The 23,668-nt window shown below is 30.0% G+C and carries 24 protein-coding genes (1 of these 24 cut by a window edge); 18 read left to right on the top strand and 6 right to left on the bottom strand.

What is annotated here, in order from left to right; translation table 11 throughout:
• Positions 1 to 163 precede the first annotated feature (163 nt).
• The 5 genes from DZ65_RS0101210 to DZ65_RS0101190 are packed head-to-tail and all read right to left on the bottom strand — an operon-like array spanning position 164 to position 3,898.
• Complete coding sequence (locus DZ65_RS0101210; protein WP_024789111.1) at positions 164 to 574, bottom strand: DUF2914 domain-containing protein; 411 nt, start codon at positions 572 to 574, stop codon at positions 164 to 166.
• 1 nt (position 575) lies between these two features.
• The gene (gene dtd, locus DZ65_RS0101205; RefSeq protein WP_024789110.1) at positions 576 to 998 is read right to left on the bottom strand and encodes a D-aminoacyl-tRNA deacylase; all 423 of its coding nucleotides are present in this window, start codon (positions 996 to 998) and stop codon (positions 576 to 578) included.
• Positions 973 to 1,866 carry a ferrochelatase gene (gene hemH / locus DZ65_RS0101200; protein WP_024789109.1) on the bottom strand — a complete coding sequence of 298 codons (894 nt, stop codon included), beginning with the start codon at positions 1,864 to 1,866 and terminating at the stop codon, positions 973 to 975. The genes dtd and hemH overlap by 26 nt, the downstream gene beginning before the upstream one ends.
• The gene (locus DZ65_RS0101195; RefSeq protein ID WP_024790526.1) at positions 1,863 to 2,879 is read right to left on the bottom strand and encodes a bifunctional 3,4-dihydroxy-2-butanone 4-phosphate synthase/GTP cyclohydrolase II; all 1,017 of its coding nucleotides are present in this window, start codon (positions 2,877 to 2,879) and stop codon (positions 1,863 to 1,865) included. Before DZ65_RS0101195 ends, hemH begins: the two co-directional genes overlap by 4 nt.
• A gap of 11 nt (positions 2,880 to 2,890) precedes the next feature.
• On the bottom strand, positions 2,891 to 3,898 hold the full coding sequence (locus DZ65_RS0101190; protein ID WP_024789107.1) for a CinA family protein: 1,008 nt from the start codon (positions 3,896 to 3,898) through the stop codon (positions 2,891 to 2,893).
• A 50-nt stretch (positions 3,899 to 3,948) separates the two neighbouring features.
• On the opposite strand from DZ65_RS0101190, the gene ppk2 reads away from it, so the two are divergent.
• The 12 genes from ppk2 to DZ65_RS0101130 all read left to right on the top strand — a co-directional run bounded on the left by ppk2 (position 3,949) and on the right by DZ65_RS0101130 (position 17,139).
• The gene (ppk2, locus tag DZ65_RS0101185) at positions 3,949 to 4,746 is read left to right on the top strand and encodes a polyphosphate kinase 2 (RefSeq protein WP_024789106.1); all 798 of its coding nucleotides are present in this window, start codon (positions 3,949 to 3,951) and stop codon (positions 4,744 to 4,746) included.
• Positions 4,747 to 4,862: 116 nt separating this feature from the next.
• Positions 4,863 to 7,607 carry an isoleucine--tRNA ligase gene (gene ileS / locus DZ65_RS0101180; RefSeq protein ID WP_024789105.1) on the top strand — a complete coding sequence of 915 codons (2,745 nt, stop codon included), beginning with the start codon at positions 4,863 to 4,865 and terminating at the stop codon, positions 7,605 to 7,607.
• A complete protein-coding gene (locus DZ65_RS0101175) occupies positions 7,600 to 7,707 on the top strand; it encodes a hypothetical protein (RefSeq protein ID WP_024786874.1) in 108 nt (35 codons plus the stop codon). Before ileS ends, DZ65_RS0101175 begins: the two co-directional genes overlap by 8 nt.
• On the top strand, positions 7,704 to 9,059 hold the full coding sequence (gene gatA / locus DZ65_RS0101170) for an Asp-tRNA(Asn)/Glu-tRNA(Gln) amidotransferase subunit GatA (RefSeq protein ID WP_024789104.1): 1,356 nt from the start codon (positions 7,704 to 7,706) through the stop codon (positions 9,057 to 9,059). Before DZ65_RS0101175 ends, gatA begins: the two co-directional genes overlap by 4 nt.
• Positions 9,056 to 10,504, top strand: coding sequence for an IMP dehydrogenase (gene guaB, locus DZ65_RS0101165; protein ID WP_024789103.1), 1,449 nt, complete (start codon positions 9,056 to 9,058; stop codon positions 10,502 to 10,504). Before gatA ends, guaB begins: the two co-directional genes overlap by 4 nt.
• 70 nt (positions 10,505 to 10,574) lie before the next feature.
• Positions 10,575 to 10,823 (top strand): PqqD family protein, encoded by a 249-nt coding sequence (locus tag DZ65_RS0101160; protein WP_024786871.1) that lies wholly within the window; start codon positions 10,575 to 10,577, stop codon positions 10,821 to 10,823.
• Positions 10,807 to 11,808, top strand: a complete 1,002-nt coding sequence (locus DZ65_RS0101155) for a carboxylate--amine ligase (RefSeq protein ID WP_024790524.1) — start codon at positions 10,807 to 10,809, stop codon at positions 11,806 to 11,808. The genes DZ65_RS0101160 and DZ65_RS0101155 overlap by 17 nt, the downstream gene beginning before the upstream one ends.
• A 10-nt stretch (positions 11,809 to 11,818) precedes the next feature.
• Positions 11,819 to 13,153, top strand: coding sequence for an alanine racemase (locus DZ65_RS0101150; protein ID WP_024786869.1), 1,335 nt, complete (start codon positions 11,819 to 11,821; stop codon positions 13,151 to 13,153).
• Between the two features lie 7 nt (positions 13,154 to 13,160).
• Positions 13,161 to 15,176 carry an urea transporter gene (locus tag DZ65_RS0101145; RefSeq protein WP_024790523.1) on the top strand — a complete coding sequence of 672 codons (2,016 nt, stop codon included), beginning with the start codon at positions 13,161 to 13,163 and terminating at the stop codon, positions 15,174 to 15,176.
• A complete protein-coding gene (locus DZ65_RS0101140; protein ID WP_024786868.1) occupies positions 15,145 to 15,732 on the top strand; it encodes a lipopolysaccharide assembly protein LapB in 588 nt (195 codons plus the stop codon). The genes DZ65_RS0101145 and DZ65_RS0101140 overlap by 32 nt, the downstream gene beginning before the upstream one ends.
• A 5-nt stretch (positions 15,733 to 15,737) precedes the next feature.
• Positions 15,738 to 16,304, top strand: a complete 567-nt coding sequence (locus DZ65_RS0101135) for a helix-turn-helix domain-containing protein (protein ID WP_024790522.1) — start codon at positions 15,738 to 15,740, stop codon at positions 16,302 to 16,304.
• A 10-nt stretch (positions 16,305 to 16,314) separates the two neighbouring features.
• Positions 16,315 to 17,139, top strand: coding sequence for a hypothetical protein (locus tag DZ65_RS0101130; protein WP_024790521.1), 825 nt, complete (start codon positions 16,315 to 16,317; stop codon positions 17,137 to 17,139).
• On the opposite strand, the gene DZ65_RS0101125 is transcribed toward DZ65_RS0101130, so the two are convergent.
• Positions 17,136 to 18,032, bottom strand: coding sequence for a methylenetetrahydrofolate reductase (locus tag DZ65_RS0101125; RefSeq protein ID WP_024790520.1), 897 nt, complete (start codon positions 18,030 to 18,032; stop codon positions 17,136 to 17,138). The two genes, DZ65_RS0101130 and DZ65_RS0101125, sit on opposite strands and share 4 nt — an antisense overlap.
• A 59-nt stretch (positions 18,033 to 18,091) precedes the next feature.
• On the opposite strand from DZ65_RS0101125, the gene DZ65_RS0101120 reads away from it, so the two are divergent.
• The 6 genes from DZ65_RS0101120 to DZ65_RS0101095 all read left to right on the top strand — a co-directional run.
• Positions 18,092 to 18,427 (top strand): winged helix-turn-helix domain-containing protein, encoded by a 336-nt coding sequence (locus DZ65_RS0101120; RefSeq protein ID WP_024786864.1) that lies wholly within the window; start codon positions 18,092 to 18,094, stop codon positions 18,425 to 18,427.
• A gap of 25 nt (positions 18,428 to 18,452) precedes the next feature.
• Positions 18,453 to 19,016 carry an aminodeoxychorismate/anthranilate synthase component II gene (locus DZ65_RS0101115; protein ID WP_024790519.1) on the top strand — a complete coding sequence of 188 codons (564 nt, stop codon included), beginning with the start codon at positions 18,453 to 18,455 and terminating at the stop codon, positions 19,014 to 19,016.
• A complete protein-coding gene (locus DZ65_RS0101110; protein WP_024790518.1) occupies positions 19,013 to 20,158 on the top strand; it encodes a glycosyltransferase family 39 protein in 1,146 nt (381 codons plus the stop codon). Before DZ65_RS0101115 ends, DZ65_RS0101110 begins: the two co-directional genes overlap by 4 nt.
• A gap of 84 nt (positions 20,159 to 20,242) precedes the next feature.
• On the top strand, positions 20,243 to 21,577 hold the full coding sequence (locus DZ65_RS0101105; RefSeq protein WP_024789095.1) for an ATP citrate lyase citrate-binding domain-containing protein: 1,335 nt from the start codon (positions 20,243 to 20,245) through the stop codon (positions 21,575 to 21,577).
• Positions 21,577 to 23,427, top strand: coding sequence for a citrate/2-methylcitrate synthase (locus tag DZ65_RS0101100; RefSeq protein WP_024790517.1), 1,851 nt, complete (start codon positions 21,577 to 21,579; stop codon positions 23,425 to 23,427). Before DZ65_RS0101105 ends, DZ65_RS0101100 begins: the two co-directional genes overlap by 1 nt.
• Positions 23,402 to 23,668 carry the 5' end (the start) of a prepilin-type N-terminal cleavage/methylation domain-containing protein gene (locus DZ65_RS0101095; protein WP_162147224.1) on the top strand. It continues 459 nt past the right edge of the window, so only the first 267 of its 726 coding nucleotides appear in the window; the start codon lies at positions 23,402 to 23,404; its stop codon lies off the right edge, out of view. The genes DZ65_RS0101100 and DZ65_RS0101095 overlap by 26 nt, the downstream gene beginning before the upstream one ends.

The raw sequence follows: 23,668 nt of genomic DNA, 5'->3' as shown, positions 1-23,668 counted from the left end.
CTCAGTGCCTAATTTTAAATTTAAAACTGATTAAATAATATGAAATAAAAAGTACCCTTAATCAGGAGGCTGTGTAGCTATTTGCCTTTTGGCTTTTTTGTAGTAAAAAATTTGTTCTCTTCCCCCGTATATTTAATTAATGCATTAATTTTTACATTATGGATTAATGTTGTTGAGCGGAATTTGTTTCATTAACTTCATTAACAATTTTAAATTCTTTAATGGCAATTATATTGTTACCGTCATAAATACTTACTCTCCAATTACCTGTAAAAAAAGGTCTGATTTTTATGTTTGAATATGTTCTCCATCTTAGGCCTTTGTATATAGGAAGTTGTATATCGGCATACAGCTTCCATATGTCATTAACATTTTTTTCCCATACAAAATCTATCAGTCTATTCTCCTCTATATTTGTAAATTTTGCAAATGCAAAAACTTTTTTATCTTTTGTGGTAAATACATCGGTTATTTCAACAGGTGTGAGATTTTTTACATTCTTGCATGTTGTAAACTGTTTTAAATTATATGAAAACGCAAAAACAGCAAAAAACATAAAAGCAATTTTTTTCATTTTATATCTCCAATATTAAACTTACAGGTCCTTCATTATTTATTATTACATTCATTTCGGCTCCGAATTTACCGCTTTTACAGGTGCAGTAATTATTCAATTCATTTAACATTTTATCATAAAATTGCTGTGCCAATTCTTTTTTCATAGCATATTGAAAATTGGGTTTTGTCCCTTTTTTGGTAACTCCGGCTATGGTAAAGTTTGGAATTAAAAGTATTTCTCCGTCAATATCTAAAATGCTTTTTGAAAAATTTTCAAATATTCTTAAGGTTGCAATTTTTTTTGCCATTTTATAAATATTTTCTTCTGTATCGGTTGATTCAAATCCGATTAAAACATTTAGTCCTTTATTTATTTCACTAATTAATTTATTTTCAACAAAAACGGCAGAATAATTAACTCTTTGAATTATTGCTTTCATTAATTAATTCCTTTAAAAAATTTATTGTGTTTTCATTATCATTTGGGCATTCAACCACTTTATAATTTTTTATACCAATTTCTTCTGCAAGGTATTTATACTCAATTTTAAGTTCTAAATCTGTTTCTGAATTGTCTATCATAAATGAAATGGGATAAATTAAAACATTTTCATTTTTATATTTTTTAAGCTTTTCGTGTAAATAAGGTTTTAGCCATTCACTCGGTCCGAATCTTGACTGATATGCTAAGTTTATAGATTTAAATTCAGGTAATAATTTTTTTAAAATATTTACATGCTCATTTACTTCTTTTTCGTATGAATCACCTTTTTTTATGATACTTTTTGGAAGTCCGTGGGCTGAAAATATTAAATTCCAATTTTTAGGATTATCAATTGAATTTAAAATATTTGCTTTAATTATTTCATTAAATTTTTCATTTTTATAAAAAGGTTTTATTATTTTATATGGAATTTTTAAATTAAGCTCTTTTATTTCATCAACACTACTTTGGTATGTTGTAAAAGAGTAGTGTGGATAAAGTGGTAAAAAGATAATTTCTTCATATTTTTGTAAATCTAAATCTTTTAAATTTGGTTTTGTGTATCGCATGGAATACAAAACATCAAAACTGCTGTTTTTAAGTTTTTTAGATATTTGTTCAGTAATTTTATAAATTCTGCTGCCGCCGATTTTTTCATAATTTTTCCATACTTTTTTATATCTTATATTTGAAATAAGGGGCGCAAGAAAATATCTCAAAGGCGAGTTTATTATTCTTTTATCCATAAACATATTAAATAAAAATTCTTTAAGTTCTTTTTCACTTCTTGCCCCTCCCATATTCATCAAAACTACCGCTTTCATTTTATTTCCAGATATTTGTTTATTTCTAAGCCGAATCCTTTCAAAGAATTAAATTCGCTTTTTTTGTGTGAAAACAGATTTAAATTTTTTATTCCAAGGTTTTTGAGTATTTGAGCCCCTATTCCGAACTCTTTATTTTTATCATTTGAATTTGAATTGATAAAAACAATAACACCAGAATTATATTTAATATAATCTAATATTTTATTATATTCATCTATAAGTTTTTCATTTAAAATAAAATCTACATTGTTCATAACAGGATAAAATTTTACATTTGTAGTTTCTTTTGGATTGTTTGCTAGTACATAATGTCTATTGCCTAAATGGTCAATAAAAGTTATTTTTTCAAAATCAACACCTTGAATAGTTATTTTTTCTTTTTTTTCAATATTAACCAAACTTTCAAACTGTAGTCTGTATTCTACAATATCTGAAATATATACTATTGTTAAATTGTGCTTTTTAGCAAATTCTTTCAAATCTCCTCTTCTGGCCATTGTTCCGTCTTCTTTCATTATCTCACAAATTACCGCTACGGGGTAAACCCCGGCCAGACGGCAAATATCTACACTTCCTTCTGTATGGCCGGTTCTGACTAGTACCCCTCCGTCTTTTGCAATTAACGGGAAAATATGCCCCGGGCGCACAAAATCGTCTGGTTTTGAAACAGGTGAGCTTAATTTTTTTATAGTCATATCTCTTTCATATGCACTGATTCCAGTTTTGGTTTCTTTTGCATCCACGCTTATTGTAAAGGCTGTTGAAAAATTCTCTTTATTTTGCGGAACCATGGGGGTTAAATCAAGATTATCAGCTATTTCTTTTGTTAAAGATACACAGATTAAACCTTTGGCCTTGCTTGCCAGAAAATTTACTTTTTGGGGAGTTGAAAATACTCCAGCATATACCAAATCCCCTTCATTTTCCCTGTCTTCATCATCAATCATTATAATGATATTGCCTTTTTGAATTTCTTCTATTGCTTTTTTTACTCTTTCAATTGAATCCATTAATTGCCTTTTTATGAAATTTTACTATAAAGGCCGCTAAATGTAATAAAAAGTCTTATTGCATTCATCATTGCCAGATACTGATTATAATTTCTGTCACCTTTGAGGTGTAAAAGTTCTACTTTAAGTTCTTTTTTGTTTGCCACGCCTATATATACAGTTCCCACTGGTTTTTGAGGCGTCCCTCCTGTAGGTCCGGCTATTCCGCTAACGGCCAGGGCATAATCCGCCTTAGAAATTTCAAGTGCCCCGAGGAGCATTTCTTTTACTGTTTGTTCGCTTACAGCGCCGTATTTTTCAAGTGTCAGCTCTTCAACCCCAAGCCATTCGTGTTTTATTCTGTTTGCATAAGTCACAACGCTTCCGTCAAAACAGTTGCTGCTTCCTGAAATTTTTGTTAGAGTGCTTGCAATAAGCCCTCCTGTACAGCTTTCTGCGAATGTTATTTTTTTAGGAGGCAGATTGTTTACAATATGCTCGAATATATTTCCGAAAACAGTATACGGAACAGTGCTTAAAATTTCCTTTTTTATATTAAAATCAATAGGTTCGGTGTAAATTTTTATTATTCCCGCTTCTTCGAAAATAACGGGGTTTATTTTATAGGCGTTAAAAACAGGCTCCAACAGCAGTTTCGCACTCTCTATATCCAGATTAAATATGTTTATTTCTTCATATTCCGGGGATATTATTAAAATTTCAGGTATTTGGTCTTTTAATAATATTATATTTATTTGATAATAAAAATCAATTAAGAAGGAATTTTTAGAATATTTTGCCATTTCAGGAACCAAAAAATTATCTTTTACCACTAAATTTTGATTTGTAAGGTTTGCAAATATTTTGGCTACAAGAGGATAAGAATTTTCATCTGTGACAATTATTGTTTCTTTTTGGGGCTTAAAATTAATATCGAATTTATCTAAAAACGTAAGTTTGTCATAATCAATTTTTTTTAAAAGTTCATCTCTTAGATTTTTTTTAAATTTCCATGCTTTTCCCACGAAAAAAACTTCCATTGTTTATCCTTTTGTTATAATTAAGATATTGTATCAAAAAGGAGAAAAAAATGAAAAAAAACAATTTGCCTGAATATACCTTGCCTAAAGAGAAAGTGTTTAAAAAAAACGGAAAATTGAAGGATAAATTTTATGAAAAAGAACTTTTAAATCTTCAAATAGAGCTTGTAAAACTTCAGACATGGATTCAAAAACATCAAAAAAGAATGCTAATAGTTTTTGAAGGAATGGATACCGCGGGAAAAGACGGAACAATAAAAAGAATACTTGAACATTTAAATCCAAGGTTTGCCAGAAGCGTGGCTCTTGATAAACCAAGCAATAAAGAAAAGAGTGAATGGTATTTTCAGAGATATGTACCTCATTTTCCGGCCGGTGGAGAAATGGTATTTTTTAATAGAAGCTGGTACAACAGGGCAGGGGTTGAAGTTATTTTCGGATTTTGTACTCATGAGGAATATTTAAGATTTATCCGTCAGTGTCCGAGATTTGAAGAACTTATAGTAGATGATGGAATAAAATTTTTTAAATATTATTTAAACATCAGCAAGGAGGAAATGTATAAAAGATTAAAATCACGTGAAACGGATCCGCTAAAAAAATGGAAACTCTCAACACTTGACTGGAAAAGTTATGAGCATTATGATGAATATCAAAAATTAAAAGATGATATGTTTGCCGCAAGCTCAACTCCTTATGCACCATGGGTTATAGTTGATGCAAATGATAAAAAAAGAGCAAGAATTAATATAATAAGGGATATTATCTCCCAGTTTGATTATGATGATAAAGATTATTTTTTTCTGCCTGATCCTACTATTGTGAAATTTGTTTCGCATATTGAATAAAATGGAAAGTTAAAGATTAAAAGTGAAAAATTGTAGATAATTTATTTTTCATTTTGCACTTTTCATTTTTCACTTAACATTTATGGTATAATACTTCGCAAAAAAAGGAAACTTTAATGGATTATAAAGAAACTCTTCTTTTGCCCAAGACTACATTTCCCATGCGCGGAAATTTACCTCAAAACGAACCAAAAAGATATAAAAAATGGTTTAGTGAAAATGTTTATGAAAAAATGAAACAAAACAGACAAGGCAATGAAAGATTTAATCTTCATGACGGTCCCCCTTATGCAAACGGTCATATTCATATAGGGCATGCTTTAAATAAAATTCTAAAAGATATAATCAATAAATTTTATTATTTTCAGGGTTTTGATATAAGATATGTACCCGGTTGGGACTGTCACGGCCTTCCTATTGAGCAGCAGGTTGAAAAGAAAATCGGAAGGGCAAAAAAAGAAAATCTTCCTAAAACAAAAATAAGGGAACTTTGCCGGACTCATGCCGCCAAATTTATAGAAATACAAAAAGAAGAATTTAAGGCTCTCGGTGTTATAGGAGATTGGGAAAATCCTTATAAGACGATGGATTTTGCTTTTGAAGCAGATATTTATAAAGCATTAAGCGAAATAGCAAAAAAAGGGCTTTTAGTAGAAAGAAGCAAGCCTGTTTTTTGGTGTATGCATGATGAAACAGCACTTGCTGAAGCTGAGGTCGAATATGAAGAAAAGCAAGATTATTCCATTTATGTTACATTTCCTCTAAGCAAAGAGGCAAACAAAACTCTTGGAACTAAACATGCCAAAATAATAATCTGGACAACAACACCTTGGACACTTCCGGCAAATATGGGAATAGCTCTTTCTCCTGAAGTTAAATATGTTTTGACAAGCGATGATTTTATAGTCGCCAAACCTCTTTATGAGACATTAAGAAGTGAAGATGTTGTAAGAGGGGATATTGTAAAAGAATTTGATTCGAAAGAACTTGAAGGTTTAAAAGCAATAAATCCCTTAAACAACAGAACTTCTGTGATTTTACTCGGAGAACATGTGACAATGGACGGCGGAACAGGCTGCGTTCATACGGCTCCGGGGCACGGGGAAGAAGATTATAAAGTATGGTTAAAATACGGATATTCGGATATATTACAGCCGGTTGACAGTGAAGGTAAATATTCAAAAACTTTAGAAACTGAAAAACTTTTGGGAGATAAATCAAGCGAATTTGTAGGAATGCATATATTCGAGGCAAATGAAAAAATTTTGGAACTGCTTGGTGAGAATTTAATAAAATCCTCTAAATTTACCCACTCTTATCCTCATTGCTGGAGATGTCACAATCCTGTTATTTTCAGGGCGACAAAACAGTTTTTTATAGCAATGGATAAGACTTACGAAGGTAATACACTAAGAAACAAAGCCCTAAAAGAAATTGAAAATATTGAATTTACCCCAAAAACCGGTAAAAACAGATTAACATCAATGCTCAGCAACAGACCTGACTGGTGTATTTCACGACAAAGAGACTGGGGAGTGCCAATTGCGTTTTTTAGAAATAAAGAAACAGGTGAGCTAATAATAGACGATGAAATTATTGAAAATATTTATAGTATTTTTAAAGTAAAAGGTGCCGATGCCTGGTATGAAATGAGCATAGAGGAACTTTTACCTGAAAATAAAAAAGAAATGGCGCCTAAACTTGAAAAAATAGATGATATTTTGGATGTTTGGTTTGACAGCGGCTCTACATGGTTTGCAGTGCTTAAATCAGGCAGATACGATGCTGGTAATTATCCGGCGAGTATGTATCTTGAAGGAAGCGACCAGCACAGGGGCTGGTTCCAAAGTTCATTGCTTGTTTCAACCGCAGTTGAAAATAAAGCACCGTATAAATCAATTTTAACACACGGATTTACTGTTGATGAAAACGGTGAAAAAATGAGCAAATCAAAAGGGAATGTTGTTGCACCTAGTGAAGTTGCCAAAAAATACGGAACCGAAATCCTGAGGTTATGGGTTGCGAGCAGTGATTACAGCGGAGATATAAAACTTGGGGAAAATATATTAAAACAGGTTTCTGAACAATACAGAAAGCTGAGAAATACAATAAGATTTTTACTTGCCAATGTTAATGATTTGGAAGAAATAAATCTAAGTGCTCCCTCAAATATAGATAAATGGATATTAAACAGGGCTAAAAATGTGTTTGATGAGGTTATATATCTGTTTAACAAATATGATTTTTCGAAAGCTCTTAATATTTTAAATAATTTTATAGTTACCGAGCTTAGCGCAATATATCTTGATGTTTGTAAAGACAGACTCTATTGTGAGGCTAAAGATTCTCCTAAAAGAAGAAATTCCCAGAGTGCTATGGCTTTAATAGCAAGAGGTCTTGTTTCTATTTTGGCACCTGTTCTTACATATACAATGGATGAAGCGGTTGAGCATGCACCTAATGTTATAAAAGAAGACGCAAAGGATGTATTTGATTTTGTATATACCCCTTTGGCAGATGTGGAAAATCCTATAAGTGATGAAATTCTCGAAATAAGAAGAAGATTTTTTGAACTTGTTGATAAACTTAAAAAAGAAAAAGTTATAAAAGATACTCTTGAACTTGCCATTGAAACGAATTATGTGGAATTAATAAATGAAGAAATGGCTGATTTTTTTGTTGTTAGTATGATTGGTGATGAAATAGAAGGAGAGGAATTTGGCGAATTTCATACAAAAGATGAGCAGTTTGTTATAAAAATTAAAAAATCTCCTCTGCATAAATGCCCAAGATGCTGGAGATATTTAGCAAAAGAAGAAGGCGGGCTTTGTGTTAGATGCAATAAGGTTATAAATGGATAAACCTGTTCCTTCATGGCTTGTTGCTTTAACTGCAATTTTTTTGGCGGTAGGGAGTTATTTAATATATTTGTGGCTTAAAAATTTAAAGGAGAATAAATGATAACACTGAAAGAAGCTTTAACATTACCTAAAGAAGAGATAAAGGAAATTAAAAAAGATATAAGGAAAAAAGCGAAAGAAAAAAAAGAGCTCGGTGGGTATATTGAACAGTTTTTAGGTACTGATTTAAATGAATTGGGAGACGGAATTCCTGTTGCAATAAAAGACAATATAAACGTAAAAGGCTGGGAAATTACGTGTGCGTCTAAAATTTTAAAAGGTTATGTGGCCCCTTATAATGCAACAGTAATTGAAAAAATGCTAAATAACGGACTAAGTCCTTTTGGTAAAACAAATATGGATGAATTTGCAATGGGAAGTTCTACAGAAACAAGCACTTACGGAAAAACATTAAATCCCAATAATCCAAACAGGGTTCCTGGCGGAAGCAGCGGGGGAAGTGCCGCAGTAGTCGGTGCCAATCTTGCAATTGCCGCTCTTGGAAGTGATACCGGAGGTTCAATTCGTCAGCCTGCCGCATTTTGTGGGGTTGTGGGCATGAAGCCTACTTACGGAAGAGTTAGCAGATACGGGCTCACGGCTTTTTCAAGCAGTCTTGACCAAATCGGGCCGATTACACAAAATGTTGAAGATGCCGCAATTTTATACAATATTATTGCCGGGTATGACAAACATGATTCTACGAGTGCACCAGTTGAGAATAAAAAAATAGAATTTAATGAAAACAGAAAATTAAAAATAGCGGTAATTGATAATTATATAGATGAAGCAAGCGAAGAGATAAAGAAAGCTATTTTTGATGTAATAAACACTCTTGAAAAAGAAGGTCATACAATTATTCATAAGAGTCTGATGAATTCCAAAATAGATGTGGCAACTTATTATGTAGTGGCAACGGCCGAAGCAAGCTCAAATCTTGCGAGATTTGACGGTATGAGATACGGAAACAGAATTGAAGGAAAAGATTTAAAACAGACTTACAAATTGACAAGAGCACAGTTTGGAGAAGAAGTAAAAAGAAGAATCATGCTCGGAACATTCGTTCTTTCAAGCGGATATTATGACGCTTATTATCTAAAAGCCCAAAAAGTAAGACATATCATTAAAAACGAATATGACAAATTATTCAGCGAGGCTGATTTGGTTTTGATACCTGTCACACCGACAACGGCATTTGAATTTAATTCTAAAAAAGACCCGCTTGAAATGTATTTAAGCGATATTTATACAATAAGCGTGAATCTGGCAGGCGTTCCTGCTATATCACTTCCAATTGCAAAAGATAAAGACAATATGCCGATCGGTATGCAACTAATTGCTAAACATTTTGACGAGCAGACTCTTTTTGACGGTGCAAAAATTGTTGAAAACATTGTAAAGGATAGTAAATGAGAATAAAATATAAAGCTCTGACTTTTGAAGATGTACTTTTAGTCCCACAGTATTCTAATGTTTTGCCTAAAGAAGTGAATTTAAAAACAAGATTTACAAGAAATGTATCTTTAAATATTCCTATTGTTTCTGCTGCGATGGATACTGTTACAGAAGCAAGAGCCGCAATTGCATTGGCTAGACTTGGAGGAATAGGGGTAATTCATAAAAATATGGATATTGAGACTCAGGCGAAAGAAATAATTAAAGTTAAAAAAAGTGAAAGCGGTATTATAATAGACCCTGTCAAAGTTTACCCTGAAGACACTATTGCCAAAGCTCTTGAAATTATGGCAACATATAAAATTTCTGGCGTGCCTGTGGTTGATAAAAATGATAAACTGCTCGGTATTCTTACAAACAGAGACCTTAGATTTGAACAAAATTATAATAGATTGGTAAAAGATCTTATGACTCCTATGCCGTTAATTACCGCAAGAGAGGGAATAACATTAGAGCAAGCAGAACAAATCCTGCATAAAAATAAAATTGAAAAACTTCCTATTGTGGATGAAGACGGTTATTTAAAAGGGCTTATTACCATTAAAGATATCCAAAAGAAAAAAGATTATCCAAATGCAAACAAAGATAAATATGGAAGATTAAGAGTGGCTGCTGCGGTTGGGGTCGGAAATGGAATTGAAAGAGCCGCCGCGCTTGTAGGAGCCGGCGTTGATGTAATCGTTGTAGATTCGGCCCACGGTCATTCTCAGGGTATTTTAGATTTGGTTAGTGATATCAAAAAAAGATTTGATGTTGATGTGGTGGCCGGGAATGTAGCTACGGCAGGGGCAACAAGAGATTTAATTGCAGCGGGGGCCGACGGTGTAAAAGTAGGAATAGGTCCGGGAAGTATATGTACAACAAGGATAGTCGCAGGCGTAGGGGTTCCTCAAATCAGTGCGATTGATGAATGTGCGGCTGCTGCGGCAGAATTTGATGTACCTGTAATAGCGGACGGAGGTATTAAATATTCGGGAGATATCGCAAAAGCCTTGGCAGTCGGTGCAAGCTGTGTAATGATTGGAAGCTTACTCGCAGGTACGGAAGAAAGTCCAGGTGAAACTATTATGTATCAGGGAAGACAGTATAAAGCATACAGAGGTATGGGAAGTATCGGTGCTATGCAAAAAGGAAGCAATGACAGATATTTTCAGGAGGGAACAGCGGCTGATAAGTTGGTTCCTGAAGGAATTGAAGGTATGGTTCCATACAGAGGGAAAATTGCCGATGTAATTCACCAGTTGATTGGTGGTCTTAGGTCTTCTATGGGATACTGCGGTGCAAAAAATATACCGACTTTCTGGGAAAGGGCTGAATTTGTGGAAATTACAAGTGCCGGTCTTAAAGAATCACATGTGCATGATGTAACTATTACAAAAGAAGCTCCTAATTATCACCAATAATTTTCTTTTTTCTTCATTAACTTTCCATTTACCTTTCTTTTTTATCATTTTAAAAAATTAAGGAGTTGTTATGTTGATAAATGAAATGGTTATTGATGAAAATAATATGGGATTTATTCCATCTCTTGGTATTACCTTTCAGTTAAATGATACAGCAAAAAGAATTATTGAGCTAATTAAAGAAGGTAAAAATAAAGATGAAATAATATCTATTATTTCATCTGAAACTAATAAAGATTGGAGAGAAGTTTATATTGATGTTAATGATTTTTTTCAAAAATTAAAAATTTATGGGCTAATCAATGAAAATAGCAATTAGTGGATTAAATAACACTGACAATCCAGCTCCTGGTATAGGAGTTGCCAAAAGTTTAAAAGATAAATATAAATTAATTGGCTTAAGTTATGACCCAAATGAGCCGGGAGTTTATCAGGATTTATTTGAAAAAGTTTATTTAATGCCTTATCCAACTCTTGGTTATGAAGAGTTTGAAAACAGAATCAGATATATTAAGGAAAAATCTGATATTAATGTTTTAATACCAAACTTAGATGCTGAACTACCTTTATATATTAAATATCAGAAAAACATTGAAGAATTGGGATTAAAAACATTTTTACCAACCCTTAAACAGTTTGAAATGAGAGATAAATCAAAACTTAGCGAATTTTGTAAAAAACTTGGTGTTAAACATCCTAAAACTATTAAAATTTTATCTCTTGATGATTTAATTATAGCTACAAAAGAATTAGGTTTTCCTGTAATGGTTAAAGGAAATTATTACAAAGCCTATAAGGCTTATAATTTGGATGAGGCAATTGAATATTTTTACAAAATTTCAAATGAATGGGGATTTCCTCTTTTGGCACAGGAAGTCATTAACGGAATTGAAATTAATTATGTAGGAATTAGTAACTATGAACTCAAAGGCGGGGTTGCTATTAAAAAATTAACCACAACAGATTTAGGGAAAGTTTGGAGTGCTGTTAGTATTAAAAATGAAAAACTTTTAAATTTGGCAATAGAATTTTCTAAAAACTGGAGAGGGGCTTTTGAACTTGAAGCAATGGTTTTTGAAAATGAAATTTACTTAATTGAGATAAATCCAAGATTTCCTGCATGGGTGTATTTTGCTACTGATTTAGGAGTTAATCTTCCTCAGATATTAATAGAATTAATAAATGGTAAAAATGTTAAACAAAATTTGGAATATCCTCTTGAAAAAATGTATATAAGATATGTGGAAGAAAAGAGTGTAGATTTTAATAAATTTTTAACACTTATGAATAAAAAAGAACTTTAAGGAGAAAAAAATGAATTATGAAAAACCGACAATAAACAGAGTTGATTTTGCACTTGCAAGTAAATATGGTTCACCTCTTAAATCTCAAAAAATAAGAAGTGAAATAGATGGAGTAAAAGTTAGGGATTTAGTTGAAAAATTTGGCTCACCACTATTTGTTTTTAGTCAGAGGGTTATTGAAGATAAATATTTAGAGTTTAAAGAAGCTTTTTCGAGTAGATATCCAGAAGTTGAGTTTTGGTGGAGTTATAAAACTAATTATTTAGATGCAATATGTAAAATTTATCATAAACTTGGAAGTAAGGCTGAAGTTGTAAGTGAGTTTGAATATCAAAAAGCAAGAAGAAACGGGATTGAAGGGAAAGATATTATTTTTAACGGCCCATATAAGCCAAAAGAGGCTTTAAGAGTTGCTGTTAAAGAGGGTGCTAAAATTCATATAGACCATTTGTATGAAATAAATGATTTAGAAGATATTGCAGATGAACTTGGAATTAATATTCCTGTGGCTATAAGATGTAATATGGATACTGGGATTTATCCTCAATGGTCAAGATTTGGATTTAATATAGACAATGGTGAAGCATATGAAGCAATAAAAAGAATATATAAAGGAAAAAAACTTTATTTAATTGGTCTTCATGCTCACATAGGAACATTTATGTTAAGTGCAAATGCTTATGCCAATGAAGTTAGAAAACTTATGAATTTAAAACAAAAAGTTGAAAATGATTTTGGTTATGAAATTGAATATATTGACATTGGAGGAGGATTTGCAAGTAGAAATAGACTAAAAGGAGTATATCAGTCTCCAGAAGTAATTGTACCAAGTGCAGATGAGTATGCAGAAGCCATTACAAACGCAATTTATGAATTTAATGAAAAAAAACTTCCAAAACTTTATTTAGAAACTGGAAGAGCATTAATTGATGAAGCAGGTTATTTATTAACTTCTGTTTTTGCAAGTAAAAGAATGCCTGATGGCAAAAAAAGTTATATTGTTGATGCTGGAGTAAATTTACTATATACAGCATTTTGGTATAATTTTGATATAGCTCTTGATAAAAGATATGAAGGTTTAAATGAACCAAGCCAAATTAACGGTCCTCTTTGTATGAATATAGATGTAATAGCGGAAAATATAATGTTGCCTCCACTTGAAAGAGGAAGTGTGTTAAGTATTTGGCCGGTTGGTGCATATAATTACACTCAGTCAATGCAATTTATCAGATATCGTCCAAGAGTTGTACTTATAGACAAGAATTCTAATATTCATTTAATAAGAAAAGCTGATGATTTGGATTATGTTGTTGAAAAAGAGATTATTCCGGATTATTTAAAATAGGAAAAAAATGGATTTAAAAATATTATTTAAGCCTTATATCTCTATTCTCTTTTTAAGAGATGTAAAAGCAGCAGTAATATTGTTTTTTCTTTCTTTTTTACTGCCAAGTGTAGGTATATTAGGATTAGTTGCCATTATTTCTACTATAATTTTTGCAGAATTAATTAATATAAGAGAAGAATATATTAAATATGGTTTTTATTTATACAACTCTTTGCTTGTTGGAATGGGGGTTGGATTTTATTTTGATGTAAGTATTGCCACTATTTTATTGACGTTTATATTATCAATACTGACTTTTTTAATTTCTTTTTCTTTAAATAGAATTTTTATAAAATATTCACTTCCTATTCTTTCTTTTCCTTTTGCAATAGTGAGTATGTTTTTTTATTTAGCGAGCTTTAAATATACAACACTTGTTAATAATATTTTAAACCATACGCCTGTTTTTGATGTTAATTTTCCTTTTTTAAAAGAATATTTCATTTCTATGGGGACAATATTTTTTTTACCTTTTGAAGCGGCTGGTGTAGTTATAAGTTTATTAATTTTAATTTATTCTAGAATTTTATTTTTTCTTTCAATAATCGGTTTTTATGCAGGAGTTATTTTCCATTCTTTTTTTGTAAATAAATATGAAGCATTAAATTCTGCATATAATTTTAATTTTATATTAATTGCAATGGCTATAGGGGGTGTTTTTTTACTTCCAACATTTAAAAATTATCTTATTGCAATTTTGTCTGTTATTGTTTCAGTTGTTGTTGTTGATGCTATGCAAGTATTTTTTCAGTTATATTCACTTCCGGTTTATACACTTCCTTTTAATTTTATAACAATAATGGTGATTTTGCTTTTATATAGTGTAGGGTATGTTTATTTTAATTATTCAATAAAAGGGACACCTGAAAAATCTTTAATTTCTTTTTTGAGTTCTACATTCAGGTTTGGAGGCAACGATATTAAAATTCATTTGCCATTTTCAGGAAAATGGAGCGTTTATCAGGCATTTGATGGGGAATGGACCCATAAAGGGAAATGGAAATACGCATATGATTTTGTAATTAAAAAAAACGGAAAATCCTATAGAAATGATGGTCTTTTTTTAGAAGATTATTTTGCTTTTTCTCAAGATGTTTTATCTCCTGTTAATGGATATGTTGTTGCCAAAAGAGATGATTTAAAAGACAACATCATTGGAGAGGTAGATAGGGTTAATAATTGGGGGAATTATGTAATTATAAAAAGTGATTTAGGTTTTTTTGTAGAAATATCCCATTTAATGCAGTATTCTGCAAAAGTTAATGTCGGAGATTATGTGAAAGTTGGAGATATTATAGGAAAATGTGGAAACAGCGGTTATTCCCCAGAACCTCACATACATATTCAGGTTCAAAAGTACGGAGTTTTAGGAAGTGAAACATTACCTTTTAAATTTTTTGATTATATAAAAAATAACAAACTCTATTTTTATTCTCTGCCTAAAAAAGATGATGAAATAGAAGCTACGATTTTAGATAAGTCTATGAAATTAAGGTTTAATTTTATTTTAGATGATATCTACAAATTTAAAGATAATAACGGAAATATAATTGAATTTACTGTAAAAATGAATGACAAAGGGGAATTTTACCTGTTTGATGGTAAAAACAAACTGTTTTTTTATATGCAGGGTAAACTGTTTTATTTTTATGTGTATGATGGAAAAGATTCATATCTTAAGGAAATTTTTAAATTAGTTCCAAAAATTCCTCTTATTAATAAAAATATAAATTATGAAGATATATTACCGATAGACATAAGGCTTAATAAATTTAAATTAATTTTAATTGAATTTTTGTTACCATTTAATTTTAAATTTTTCTTAAAAAAAGATAGTTATTTTAAAGAAAATTTGTGTGTAAAGTCTTCTTTTGGTGAAGTTTATTTTTCATTTTATGAAAAAGGTTTTGAAAAGATTAAGAGTAAAAATTTTGAGTTAAGGAGAGTTTATGAAAAAATGGATTATGTTAATAATAGTTAGTTTAAATCTATTTGCTTTAAATATAAAAGATATTTATTATAAATCTTATAATTATGAAAAAATGGGGGATTATAAAGATGCTATAAAAGTATTAATTCCTTTATATAAAAAATATCCTAATGGATACACTTTAAATTTAAGACTAGGATATCTCTTTTTTTTAAATAAAAATTATAATAATTCAATAAAGCATTATACAAAAGCCTCATTAATATTACCTTATTCTATTGAACCGCTTTTAGGTTTAGCAAGAGTTTATTTATATATGGGAAAATATGATAAAACAATTGAATATTCAGAGCTTATAATAAAAAAAGATTATTATAACTTTTATGCAAATTATTATTTGGCAAATGCTTTATATTATAAGAAAGATTTTAAATCATCTTTGTCTGTTGCAAATAAAATGTTAACACTCTATCCAACAAATGTATTGTTTTTAACACAACTTGGGTTAATATATGAAATGTTGGATAAACAAAAAGCAAAAGAGATATTTAAAAATGTAATTATTTTAGATCCCAATAATATAATTGCAAAAAAATATTTAAAATGAATATATTGAATTATTCTTTTTTTGAAACAAATGAATTTAATTTTAAACAAGTTTATGATAATGAAACATTTTTCAATGAGGTAAATTTTAAACATTATGATGTTATTTTAGCTGATTTTTCAAATTACAGGGAAATTGAAAAAATAAAAAATTTTTATAATGGATATATAATTTTTTTAAATTATGTATGTGATGAATTATATTATAAAAAAGCTCTGTATATTGGTGATTTTTGTTATTTATACAGTGAATATGAAAAAATTATTTTAAGACTTAAATATTTAAGAAATAAAATTTCAAAAAAAGAGGTAATAAAATTTGGAAAGTTTATTTATAATTTTAAAACAAAACATTTATATCATAAAAACATTTTAATAGAGTTAACAAAAGCTGAAACAGAAATTATTGATTTTTTATTAAGCAATAAAAACAGATACATTTCAAAAATTGAATTGATTGAAAATTGTGATTATATAGAAAATATTGATTCAATAAAAGTTATAATTTCAAACCTGAGAAAAAAAGGTATTGATATTATAAATAAAAAAAATTTAGGTTATAAAATAAAATAAAGGAGCAAAAATGAAAAAAATACTTTTTTTATCAAGTGTTGCAGTTTTAAGTTTTGCATATAATTCATCTGTTGTTATGCCATATGGAAATTATATTAATTATAGCGGTTCTACATCAAAAGATAAAGCAAAATTAGGAGGAATTTATTATAGCTATTATAAATGGCCTGTGAAATTTGAAATTGATGGGGAATATTTAAATATTGATTATAAAAACAATATTCCAGACTGGTTACAAAAAGATTTAACATTAAAAATTAATTTTTATTATAAAAGTAATTGGTTATTTAATGCAGGAGTGCATAATTTTTGGGTGAAACAGTATGATAAATATCATTATAATAAAGTACTTTTTGGAGGAATTGATTATTACAAATATTTACAATATAATATTGGAGTTGATTATTATTTTTCTGATTATAAAGATTTTAATGTTAAACAAATTACTCCAAAAGTAGGGTTTAATTTTGGTAATTACTATTCAAATATTGGTAGTTTTTACGTGGAAGGAAAATATAATAATATTCATATTTCAAAAGATGGTATTGCACCTAAAAAAAATTACAATAACTTTGATTTGAAATTACAAAATTTTAAAGGTCCTTGGACAACAACATTAAAAACTACATTTGGTAAATTTGCCTATAAAATCGCAAATGATGGTTTTGTTGTTTATAATACCGGAGACGAATATAAAAATGGTTATGGAATAGATATAAATTACAATTTCAAAAAAGTTAATAATATTAAAGTTTCATTTGAAAGAGATAAATTTGATGATAATGGGGATTCTTATTCAAATATTTATGTGTTGTCATATTCAAGAGCTTTTTAAAAAAGCTCTTTTACTATCTCAAACCTGTTTGCGGTCATAATATGAATTTTTGGATGTTTTTTCCTTAAATTTTTAAATAAATTTCTGCTGAGTTCCAGTCCAACTTTATATTCTTCATCTTCGCTGATGTTATGTGCTTTTATTAATTTTTCTATCCAAGAATCAGGCACATAAATGCCTGGAACATGAGAATGCAAAAACTGGGCAGTTTTTAATTTTGTTATAGGAAAAAAACCGAAAACGATATCAAATTTTGCTCTTTCATCATTAAATTCATTTCTTATTTTATCTCTTATTTCAAGTAATTTATTAGCAATTTCCATGTCATAAACAGGCTGGGTAATTATTCCCAAAGCATAATGTTTAACTTTTTTATAAATTTTTTTTTCTATTGAAATGAAATTTTTTGCATATGAATTGCTTACTGCAAAAGGATTTACAGGTTTTGGCTTTATTTTAAATTCTTTACCCGCATAATCCATTCCGCTGTTAAATGCCCTTATTATTTCAAGAAGTTTTATACTGCTTCCTTCCACAACCGCTTTTGCGTTGGGTTGATCCGACATTTTGGCCGGGTCGCCTGTTAGTGCCAAAATATTTGTAACATTTAAATCGTTTGCCCCAAGTAAATCGCTTTGAAGCGCTATAATGTTTCTGTCTCTCATGCTCATTGTTGCAATAACTTTTTTATTAAAAGTTTGCTGAATTTTAAAAGCTGCTATAATTGAATTGTATTTTAGTCTGCTTAAAGGGCAGTCTGTTGTGGTAAATCCGTCTACATATTTATATGCCTCTGTATGTTTTAATTTTTCTATCATAGGATCAATTGTCGGTAATTTAGGCGGAGTTGTTTCAAGCGTTAAAAAACTCTCACTAAATAATTTTTCTTTCATTAACAGCCTTTTTTAAGAAATTTTATCAAATTTGTTATAATTTTTAAAAAAGTAAAAAAATGGAAATAAAAATAAATTACTGGATAGATAAAAAAAATAAAAGTTTTTTGGGAAAAGGGAGGATAAGATTATTAAAATTAATTGATAAATACGGTTCTATTTCAAAAGCCGCAAAAGAGATGAAAATGAGTTATAAGGCGGCTTGGGATGCAATAGATATCATTAATTCTTTATCTAAAAAAGAAGTAGTGGAAAAACAAAGTGGAGGAAAAGGCGGAGGAGGAACATATTTGACAGATTACGGAAAAAAACTTATTAAAAATTTTGAAAATTTACAAAAAGAAATTAATGAATTTAAAAAAAAGATAAATGAAAAATATAACGATAAATTTTGATAAAATTTCTTAAAAAAGGCTGTTAATGATATTAATGATTGATAATTATGATTCTTTTACTTACAATATAGTTCAGTATTGTCTGGAATTAGGGGCCAATTTGAAGATAATCAGAAACGATGAAATGAATATAGAAGAAATTAAAAAATTAAATCCGGAAAAAATAATCATTTCCCCGGGCCCTTCGACTCCAAAAGAAGCCGGAGTCAGTGTGGAAGTTATAAAGAAAATAGATAAACCGATTCTTGGTGTATGTCTCGGGCATCAGTCAATTGCATATGCGTTTGGAGCAAAAATAATAAGGGCTAAAAATCTAATGCATGGAAAAACAAGCGATATTGAAATAACTTTATATGATGATATATATGAGAATATTCCCGAAAAATTTAGGGTTACGAGATACCATTCACTTGTGGTGGATGAAAAAACTCTGCCGGAATTTATTATACCTACGTCTTATTCTCTTGATGATAATGAAGTAATGTCTCTGAGGGTAAAAAATAAACCAATTTTCGGAGTTCAGTATCATCCGGAATCGATTATGAGTGAACACGGAAAAGAAATAATCAACAATTTTCTTAAATTATGAAATTTCTGCCCATTATAATTTTTTATCTTTTTTTGTTTTTATACAGCGTTGAATTTTTATCATTTTCTTTTGTTGAAATAGACAGTATTAATCATTTTCCTTTTTTAAAAAACATTTTACATCTCTCTTCTGATTTATTTGGGAAAAACGATTATGCGTTGCGTTTTCCTTCATTATTTACAGGATTTTTGAGTGTTGTTATTTTTTATAATATAGCAAAATTAAAATTGAAAACAAAAAGAGAAATAATTTATACAACTTATATTTTTATGTTAATTCCGGGAATGATAATATCTTCTGTGATAGTCAATAAATCTGTGTATTTGATTTTTTTAAGTCTGTTATTCATTTACAGTTATGAAAAATTCAGAAATTTTTCTTATATCCTGTTGATTTTGTATGTTTTTGTTGACAAAAGTTTAATTTCATTATATCTGGCGCTCATTTTTTATTCTATTTATAAAAGAGATACAAAACTGCTTATTTTTAGTCTGATTTTATTGGCTTTTAATGCAAATTACTTTGAATATAAAATACACGGCAGACCGAAAGGTTATTTTTTAGATCTATTCGGTACATATTTTTTAATTTTTTCGCCTTTTATATTTGTCTATTTTTTGTATGCATTATATAAAAATATTTTTTATAAAAAAGATTTAATATATTTTATTTCCGCAACGGCTTTTTTTGTTTCTCTGATTTTATCTTTCAGACAGAAAATAAAAATAGACGATTATGCACCATATACGTTAGGATTTGTTGTCAATATGGTAAATGTTTTTTTAAAATCTTATAAAGTCAGACTTCCACGATTCAGAACATTTTATAAAATATTATTTGTTGTTTTATTTACATCTTTAATAATGCTTGATATATCTTTGTTTTTTAATAAATATACGCCAGCAAAAAAATTAAGCTACAGCTTTTATTTCCCCAAAAATCTGGCTGAAATTTTAAAAAAAGAAAAAATATATAGTATGAGCTGCAATAATGAAAAATTATCTGAAATTTTGGAGTTTTACGGTATTAAAAAAGGTGATAAATATAAATTGATTTACAGTAAAAATAAAAACAGCGTTTCGATTTTTCACAAAAATAAGATAATTTTAAAAATAAATGTTTCAAAATTAAACACTATTTAAGAAAAATATTTCAATATATATTATTTAAACACAAATATTTTTTATAAATGATACAATTTTTAAAATAAAATTCAAGGAGTATTAATGGCTCAAAAACCTATTCGTGAATATGACGGAAAAAAACTTTTTAAACAAAATTGGGAAAAGTATTTCAGCGGATTATATTATCCGTTTGAAAGTGTATTGGTTACCAGTGGAGACGAGTTAAGAGAATTGGCCAAAAAAGAAGAATATTCATGGTTAAATGAAAAACCTTTAGTTGCAAAACCTGATATGCTTTTTGGTAAGAGAGGCAAAAACAATTTAGTTTTATTTAAAGTTAATAAACCGGGAGATGTTACCCTTGAAGATGCGGCTAAATGGATAGATGAAAAAGCTTCTCACGATGTAACTTTGCTTAGTGGGCAAAAAGGAAGACTTACCCATTTTATAGTTGAACCTTTTACACCGCACACTGAAGATGAAGAATATTATATAGCTGCTACCACGTTAGATGCCTACCATGATGTGTTGTATTTAAGTGCCCACGGAGGAATGGAAGTAGAAGAAAACTGGGATAAAGTTACTGAAATTAAAATCCCGATAGATATGGATGAAGCAAATTTAGAGCATTTAATAAGGGCAAATATTCCGGCTGACATTCCGGAAGAAAACAAAGAAAGATTTGTAACTTTTGCTGAGCAGTTTTATAAATTCTTTAGAGATTTAAACTTTGCGTATTTAGAAATAAATCCGTTAGTATTGCAAGGAAATAATATTTATATTTTAGATTTAGTCGCAAGATTGGACGATACAGCTGGATTTTTAATGAAAGATAAATGGGGGAATATTGAATTTCCTACGCCATTTGGTATGCCTGAAAAATCTCCTGAGGAAAAAGCAATAGCCGAAGCAGATGCAAAAAGCGGTGCTTCATTAAAACTTACTATTTTAAATCCGATGGGAAGAATTTGGACACTTGTTGCAGGCGGAGGAGCTTCAGTGGTTTATGCGGATACTATTGCAGATTTGGCCGGTGGAGTTAATGAATTAGCAAATTACGGTGAATATTCAGGTGGTCCTACTACTGATGAAACAAGATTTTATACTGAGACTGTTCTTGATTTAATGACAAGAGAAAAAGATCCTCAGGGTAGAGATAAAATTTTAATAATTGGTGGAGCTATTGCAAACTTTACAGATGTAGCCAAAACATTTACAGGTATTATCCAGGCATTTAACAAATATGCAGATAAAATGAAAGATGTAGGTGTCAGAATTTATGTAAGAAGAGGCGGACCGAATTATGAAAAAGGTCTTAAAGATATAAAAGCGGCGGCTGAAAAACTTGGACTTCCAATTAAAGTTTTCGGACCTGAAACACATATTACAGATATTGTTAGAATGGCACTTGAAGATGACAAAAAAGGAGCTGAATAATGAGTAATGCACTATTTACAAGGGATACACAGGCAATATTTTGGAATAACAATAAATCAGCAATTCAAAGAATGCTTGATTATGATTATGTAATTAAAAGGGAAAAACCGTCTGTTGCGGCTATTGTGGCTCCAACAAGTTCTAATAAATTTGAGAAATTCTTTTTTGGAACAGATGAAGTAATGATTCCTGTTTACAGAACTACTGCTGAAGCTGTGAAAAATCATTCAAATGCAGATGTTTTGCTTAATTTTGGTTCATTTAGAACTGCTTATGATGTAACAAATGAAGCTCTTGATATGAATCAATTCAGGGTAATAATGATTACTGCAGAGGGAATTCCGGAAAGACTTGCAAGGCTTATGAATAAAAAAGCAAGAGAAAAAGGTGTAATAATAATAGGGCCTGCGACTGTAGGTGCTATTGTTCCTGGAGCTTTTAAAGTTGCAAATATCGGTGGAACCATTGAAAATATTGTAAAATCTAAACTTCACAGACCTGGAAGTGCCGGACTAGTAACAAGAAGTGGTGGTTTATTTAATGAACTTTCAAATATTATAGCTCTAAATGCAGACGGAATTGCCGAAGGTGTTGCTATAGGTGGTGACAGATTCGTAGGAAGCGTGTTTATCGACCATTTACTTAGAATGGAAAAAAATCCTCAAGTTAAATATATGATATTACTTGGTGAAGTAGGTGGGAGAGAAGAATATAAAGTAATCGAAGCAATAAAAGAAGGCAAAATTACTAAACCGGTTATCGGATGGTGTATAGGTACTATTGCAAAATATTTCAGCAGTGGGGTACAATTTGGACATGCCGGAGCCAGTGCAAATGCCCAGGCTGAAACTGCTGAAGCTAAAAACAGAGCAATGAAAGAGGCTGGAATTCACGTTCCAGATAACTTTAACGATTTACCTCTTGTAATAAAAGGTGTATATGAAGAATTAAAAGGAAAAGGTGTTATTGAAGAAATTAAAGAACCTAATGTTCCGCCTGTTCCTGAAGATTATTCAAAAGCTCTTGCTGCAGGAAAAATTAGAAAACCAAGAAATTTTGTTTGTACAATCAGTGACGATAGGGGAGAAGAAGCTGTTTATGCAGGTATTCCTATTAGTTCTGTGGCTACTCCTGATACAGGTTACAGCATAGGTGATGTTATTTCACTTCTTTGGTTCAAAAAAAGATATCCTAAATGGGCCACTAATTTTATAGAAACTGTCATTAAAACAGTAGCAGACCACGGTCCTGCCGTAAGTGGTGCGCATAATGCCAAAGTTACAGCAAGGGCTGGAAAAAGCGTTGTTGAATCACTTGTAACAGGTCTTCTTACAATTGGACCAAGATTTGGTGGTGCAATTGACGGAGCAGCAAAATATTTCAAATATGCATATGACAATTCAATGAATCCTAAAGAATTTGTAAATTATATGAAAAAACAGGGTATTCCAATTCCAGGAATTGGGCATAGAATTAAATCTGTAAGAAACCCTGATAAAAGAGTGGAAGGTCTTAAAAAATATGCAGCCGAATTTTTCCCTGCAACACCGCTTCTTGATTTTGCTTTGGAAGTAGAAAAAGAAACAACTTCCAAAAAAGAAAACTTAATTTTAAATGTTGACGGAACGATCGGTATCTTAATGGTTGACATGTGGAGAGCATTAGGATATACTGAAGAAGAAATTAACGAATTTATTGAAAGCGGGACTTTGAATGCATTCTTTATTCTTGGAAGAAGTATCGGATTTATCGGTCATGTCCTTGATGAAAAAAGATTACAAATGCCAATGTACAGACATCCGTGGGATGATATTCTTTACCAGGTTGAAAAAGCCGAAGAAATTAAATAACAGGAGTTTAACTCCTTCTTTTACCCTTATTGAACTTCTGATTGTCATAATTATAATAGGAATTATTATATCTTCTGTTTCTTTTAATTTAACTCCGGATAAATTTAATCTTGCTGTCGATAATTTAATAAAATATATTCGTTTTACACAATCGCTTGCTTTAAAAGATGATAAATATCAACCATTTTCAAGTAATAAAAACAGTAATTATGAAAATAATTTAAGTCGTTATTGGTATAAA

This window comes from Lebetimonas sp. JS032, assembly GCF_000523315.1.
Lineage (GTDB): Bacteria > Campylobacterota > Campylobacteria > Campylobacterales > Nautiliaceae > Lebetimonas.
The sequence above is the reverse complement of the archived record's forward strand: the minus strand, read 5'-3'. Positions and strand labels throughout refer to the sequence as shown.

What these genes read in the sequence shown, in the direction of transcription:
- DZ65_RS0101210 (WP_024789111.1), bottom strand. Translation starts at nt 574, where the DNA reads ATGAAAAAAATTGCTTTTATGTTTTTTGCTGTTTTTGCGTTTTCATAT.
- dtd (WP_024789110.1), bottom strand. Translation starts at nt 998, where the DNA reads ATGAAAGCAATAATTCAAAGAGTTAATTATTCTGCCGTTTTTGTTGAA.
- hemH (WP_024789109.1), bottom strand. Translation starts at nt 1,866, where the DNA reads ATGAAAGCGGTAGTTTTGATGAATATGGGAGGGGCAAGAAGTGAAAAA.
- DZ65_RS0101195 (WP_024790526.1), bottom strand. Translation starts at nt 2,879, where the DNA reads ATGGATTCAATTGAAAGAGTAAAAAAAGCAATAGAAGAAATTCAAAAA.
- DZ65_RS0101190 (WP_024789107.1), bottom strand. Translation starts at nt 3,898, where the DNA reads ATGGAAGTTTTTTTCGTGGGAAAAGCATGGAAATTTAAAAAAAATCTA.
- ppk2 (WP_024789106.1), top strand. Translation starts at nt 3,949, where the DNA reads ATGAAAAAAAACAATTTGCCTGAATATACCTTGCCTAAAGAGAAAGTG.
- ileS (WP_024789105.1), top strand. Translation starts at nt 4,863, where the DNA reads ATGGATTATAAAGAAACTCTTCTTTTGCCCAAGACTACATTTCCCATG.
- DZ65_RS0101175 (WP_024786874.1), top strand. Translation starts at nt 7,600, where the DNA reads ATGGATAAACCTGTTCCTTCATGGCTTGTTGCTTTAACTGCAATTTTT.
- gatA (WP_024789104.1), top strand. Translation starts at nt 7,704, where the DNA reads ATGATAACACTGAAAGAAGCTTTAACATTACCTAAAGAAGAGATAAAG.
- guaB (WP_024789103.1), top strand. Translation starts at nt 9,056, where the DNA reads ATGAGAATAAAATATAAAGCTCTGACTTTTGAAGATGTACTTTTAGTC.
- DZ65_RS0101160 (WP_024786871.1), top strand. Translation starts at nt 10,575, where the DNA reads ATGTTGATAAATGAAATGGTTATTGATGAAAATAATATGGGATTTATT.
- DZ65_RS0101155 (WP_024790524.1), top strand. Translation starts at nt 10,807, where the DNA reads ATGAAAATAGCAATTAGTGGATTAAATAACACTGACAATCCAGCTCCT.
- DZ65_RS0101150 (WP_024786869.1), top strand. Translation starts at nt 11,819, where the DNA reads ATGAATTATGAAAAACCGACAATAAACAGAGTTGATTTTGCACTTGCA.
- DZ65_RS0101145 (WP_024790523.1), top strand. Translation starts at nt 13,161, where the DNA reads ATGGATTTAAAAATATTATTTAAGCCTTATATCTCTATTCTCTTTTTA.
- DZ65_RS0101140 (WP_024786868.1), top strand. Translation starts at nt 15,145, where the DNA reads ATGAAAAAATGGATTATGTTAATAATAGTTAGTTTAAATCTATTTGCT.
- DZ65_RS0101130 (WP_024790521.1), top strand. Translation starts at nt 16,315, where the DNA reads ATGAAAAAAATACTTTTTTTATCAAGTGTTGCAGTTTTAAGTTTTGCA.
- DZ65_RS0101125 (WP_024790520.1), bottom strand. Translation starts at nt 18,032, where the DNA reads ATGAAAGAAAAATTATTTAGTGAGAGTTTTTTAACGCTTGAAACAACT.
- DZ65_RS0101120 (WP_024786864.1), top strand. Translation starts at nt 18,092, where the DNA reads ATGGAAATAAAAATAAATTACTGGATAGATAAAAAAAATAAAAGTTTT.
- DZ65_RS0101115 (WP_024790519.1), top strand. Translation starts at nt 18,453, where the DNA reads ATGATATTAATGATTGATAATTATGATTCTTTTACTTACAATATAGTT.
- DZ65_RS0101110 (WP_024790518.1), top strand. Translation starts at nt 19,013, where the DNA reads ATGAAATTTCTGCCCATTATAATTTTTTATCTTTTTTTGTTTTTATAC.
- DZ65_RS0101105 (WP_024789095.1), top strand. Translation starts at nt 20,243, where the DNA reads ATGGCTCAAAAACCTATTCGTGAATATGACGGAAAAAAACTTTTTAAA.
- DZ65_RS0101100 (WP_024790517.1), top strand. Translation starts at nt 21,577, where the DNA reads ATGAGTAATGCACTATTTACAAGGGATACACAGGCAATATTTTGGAAT.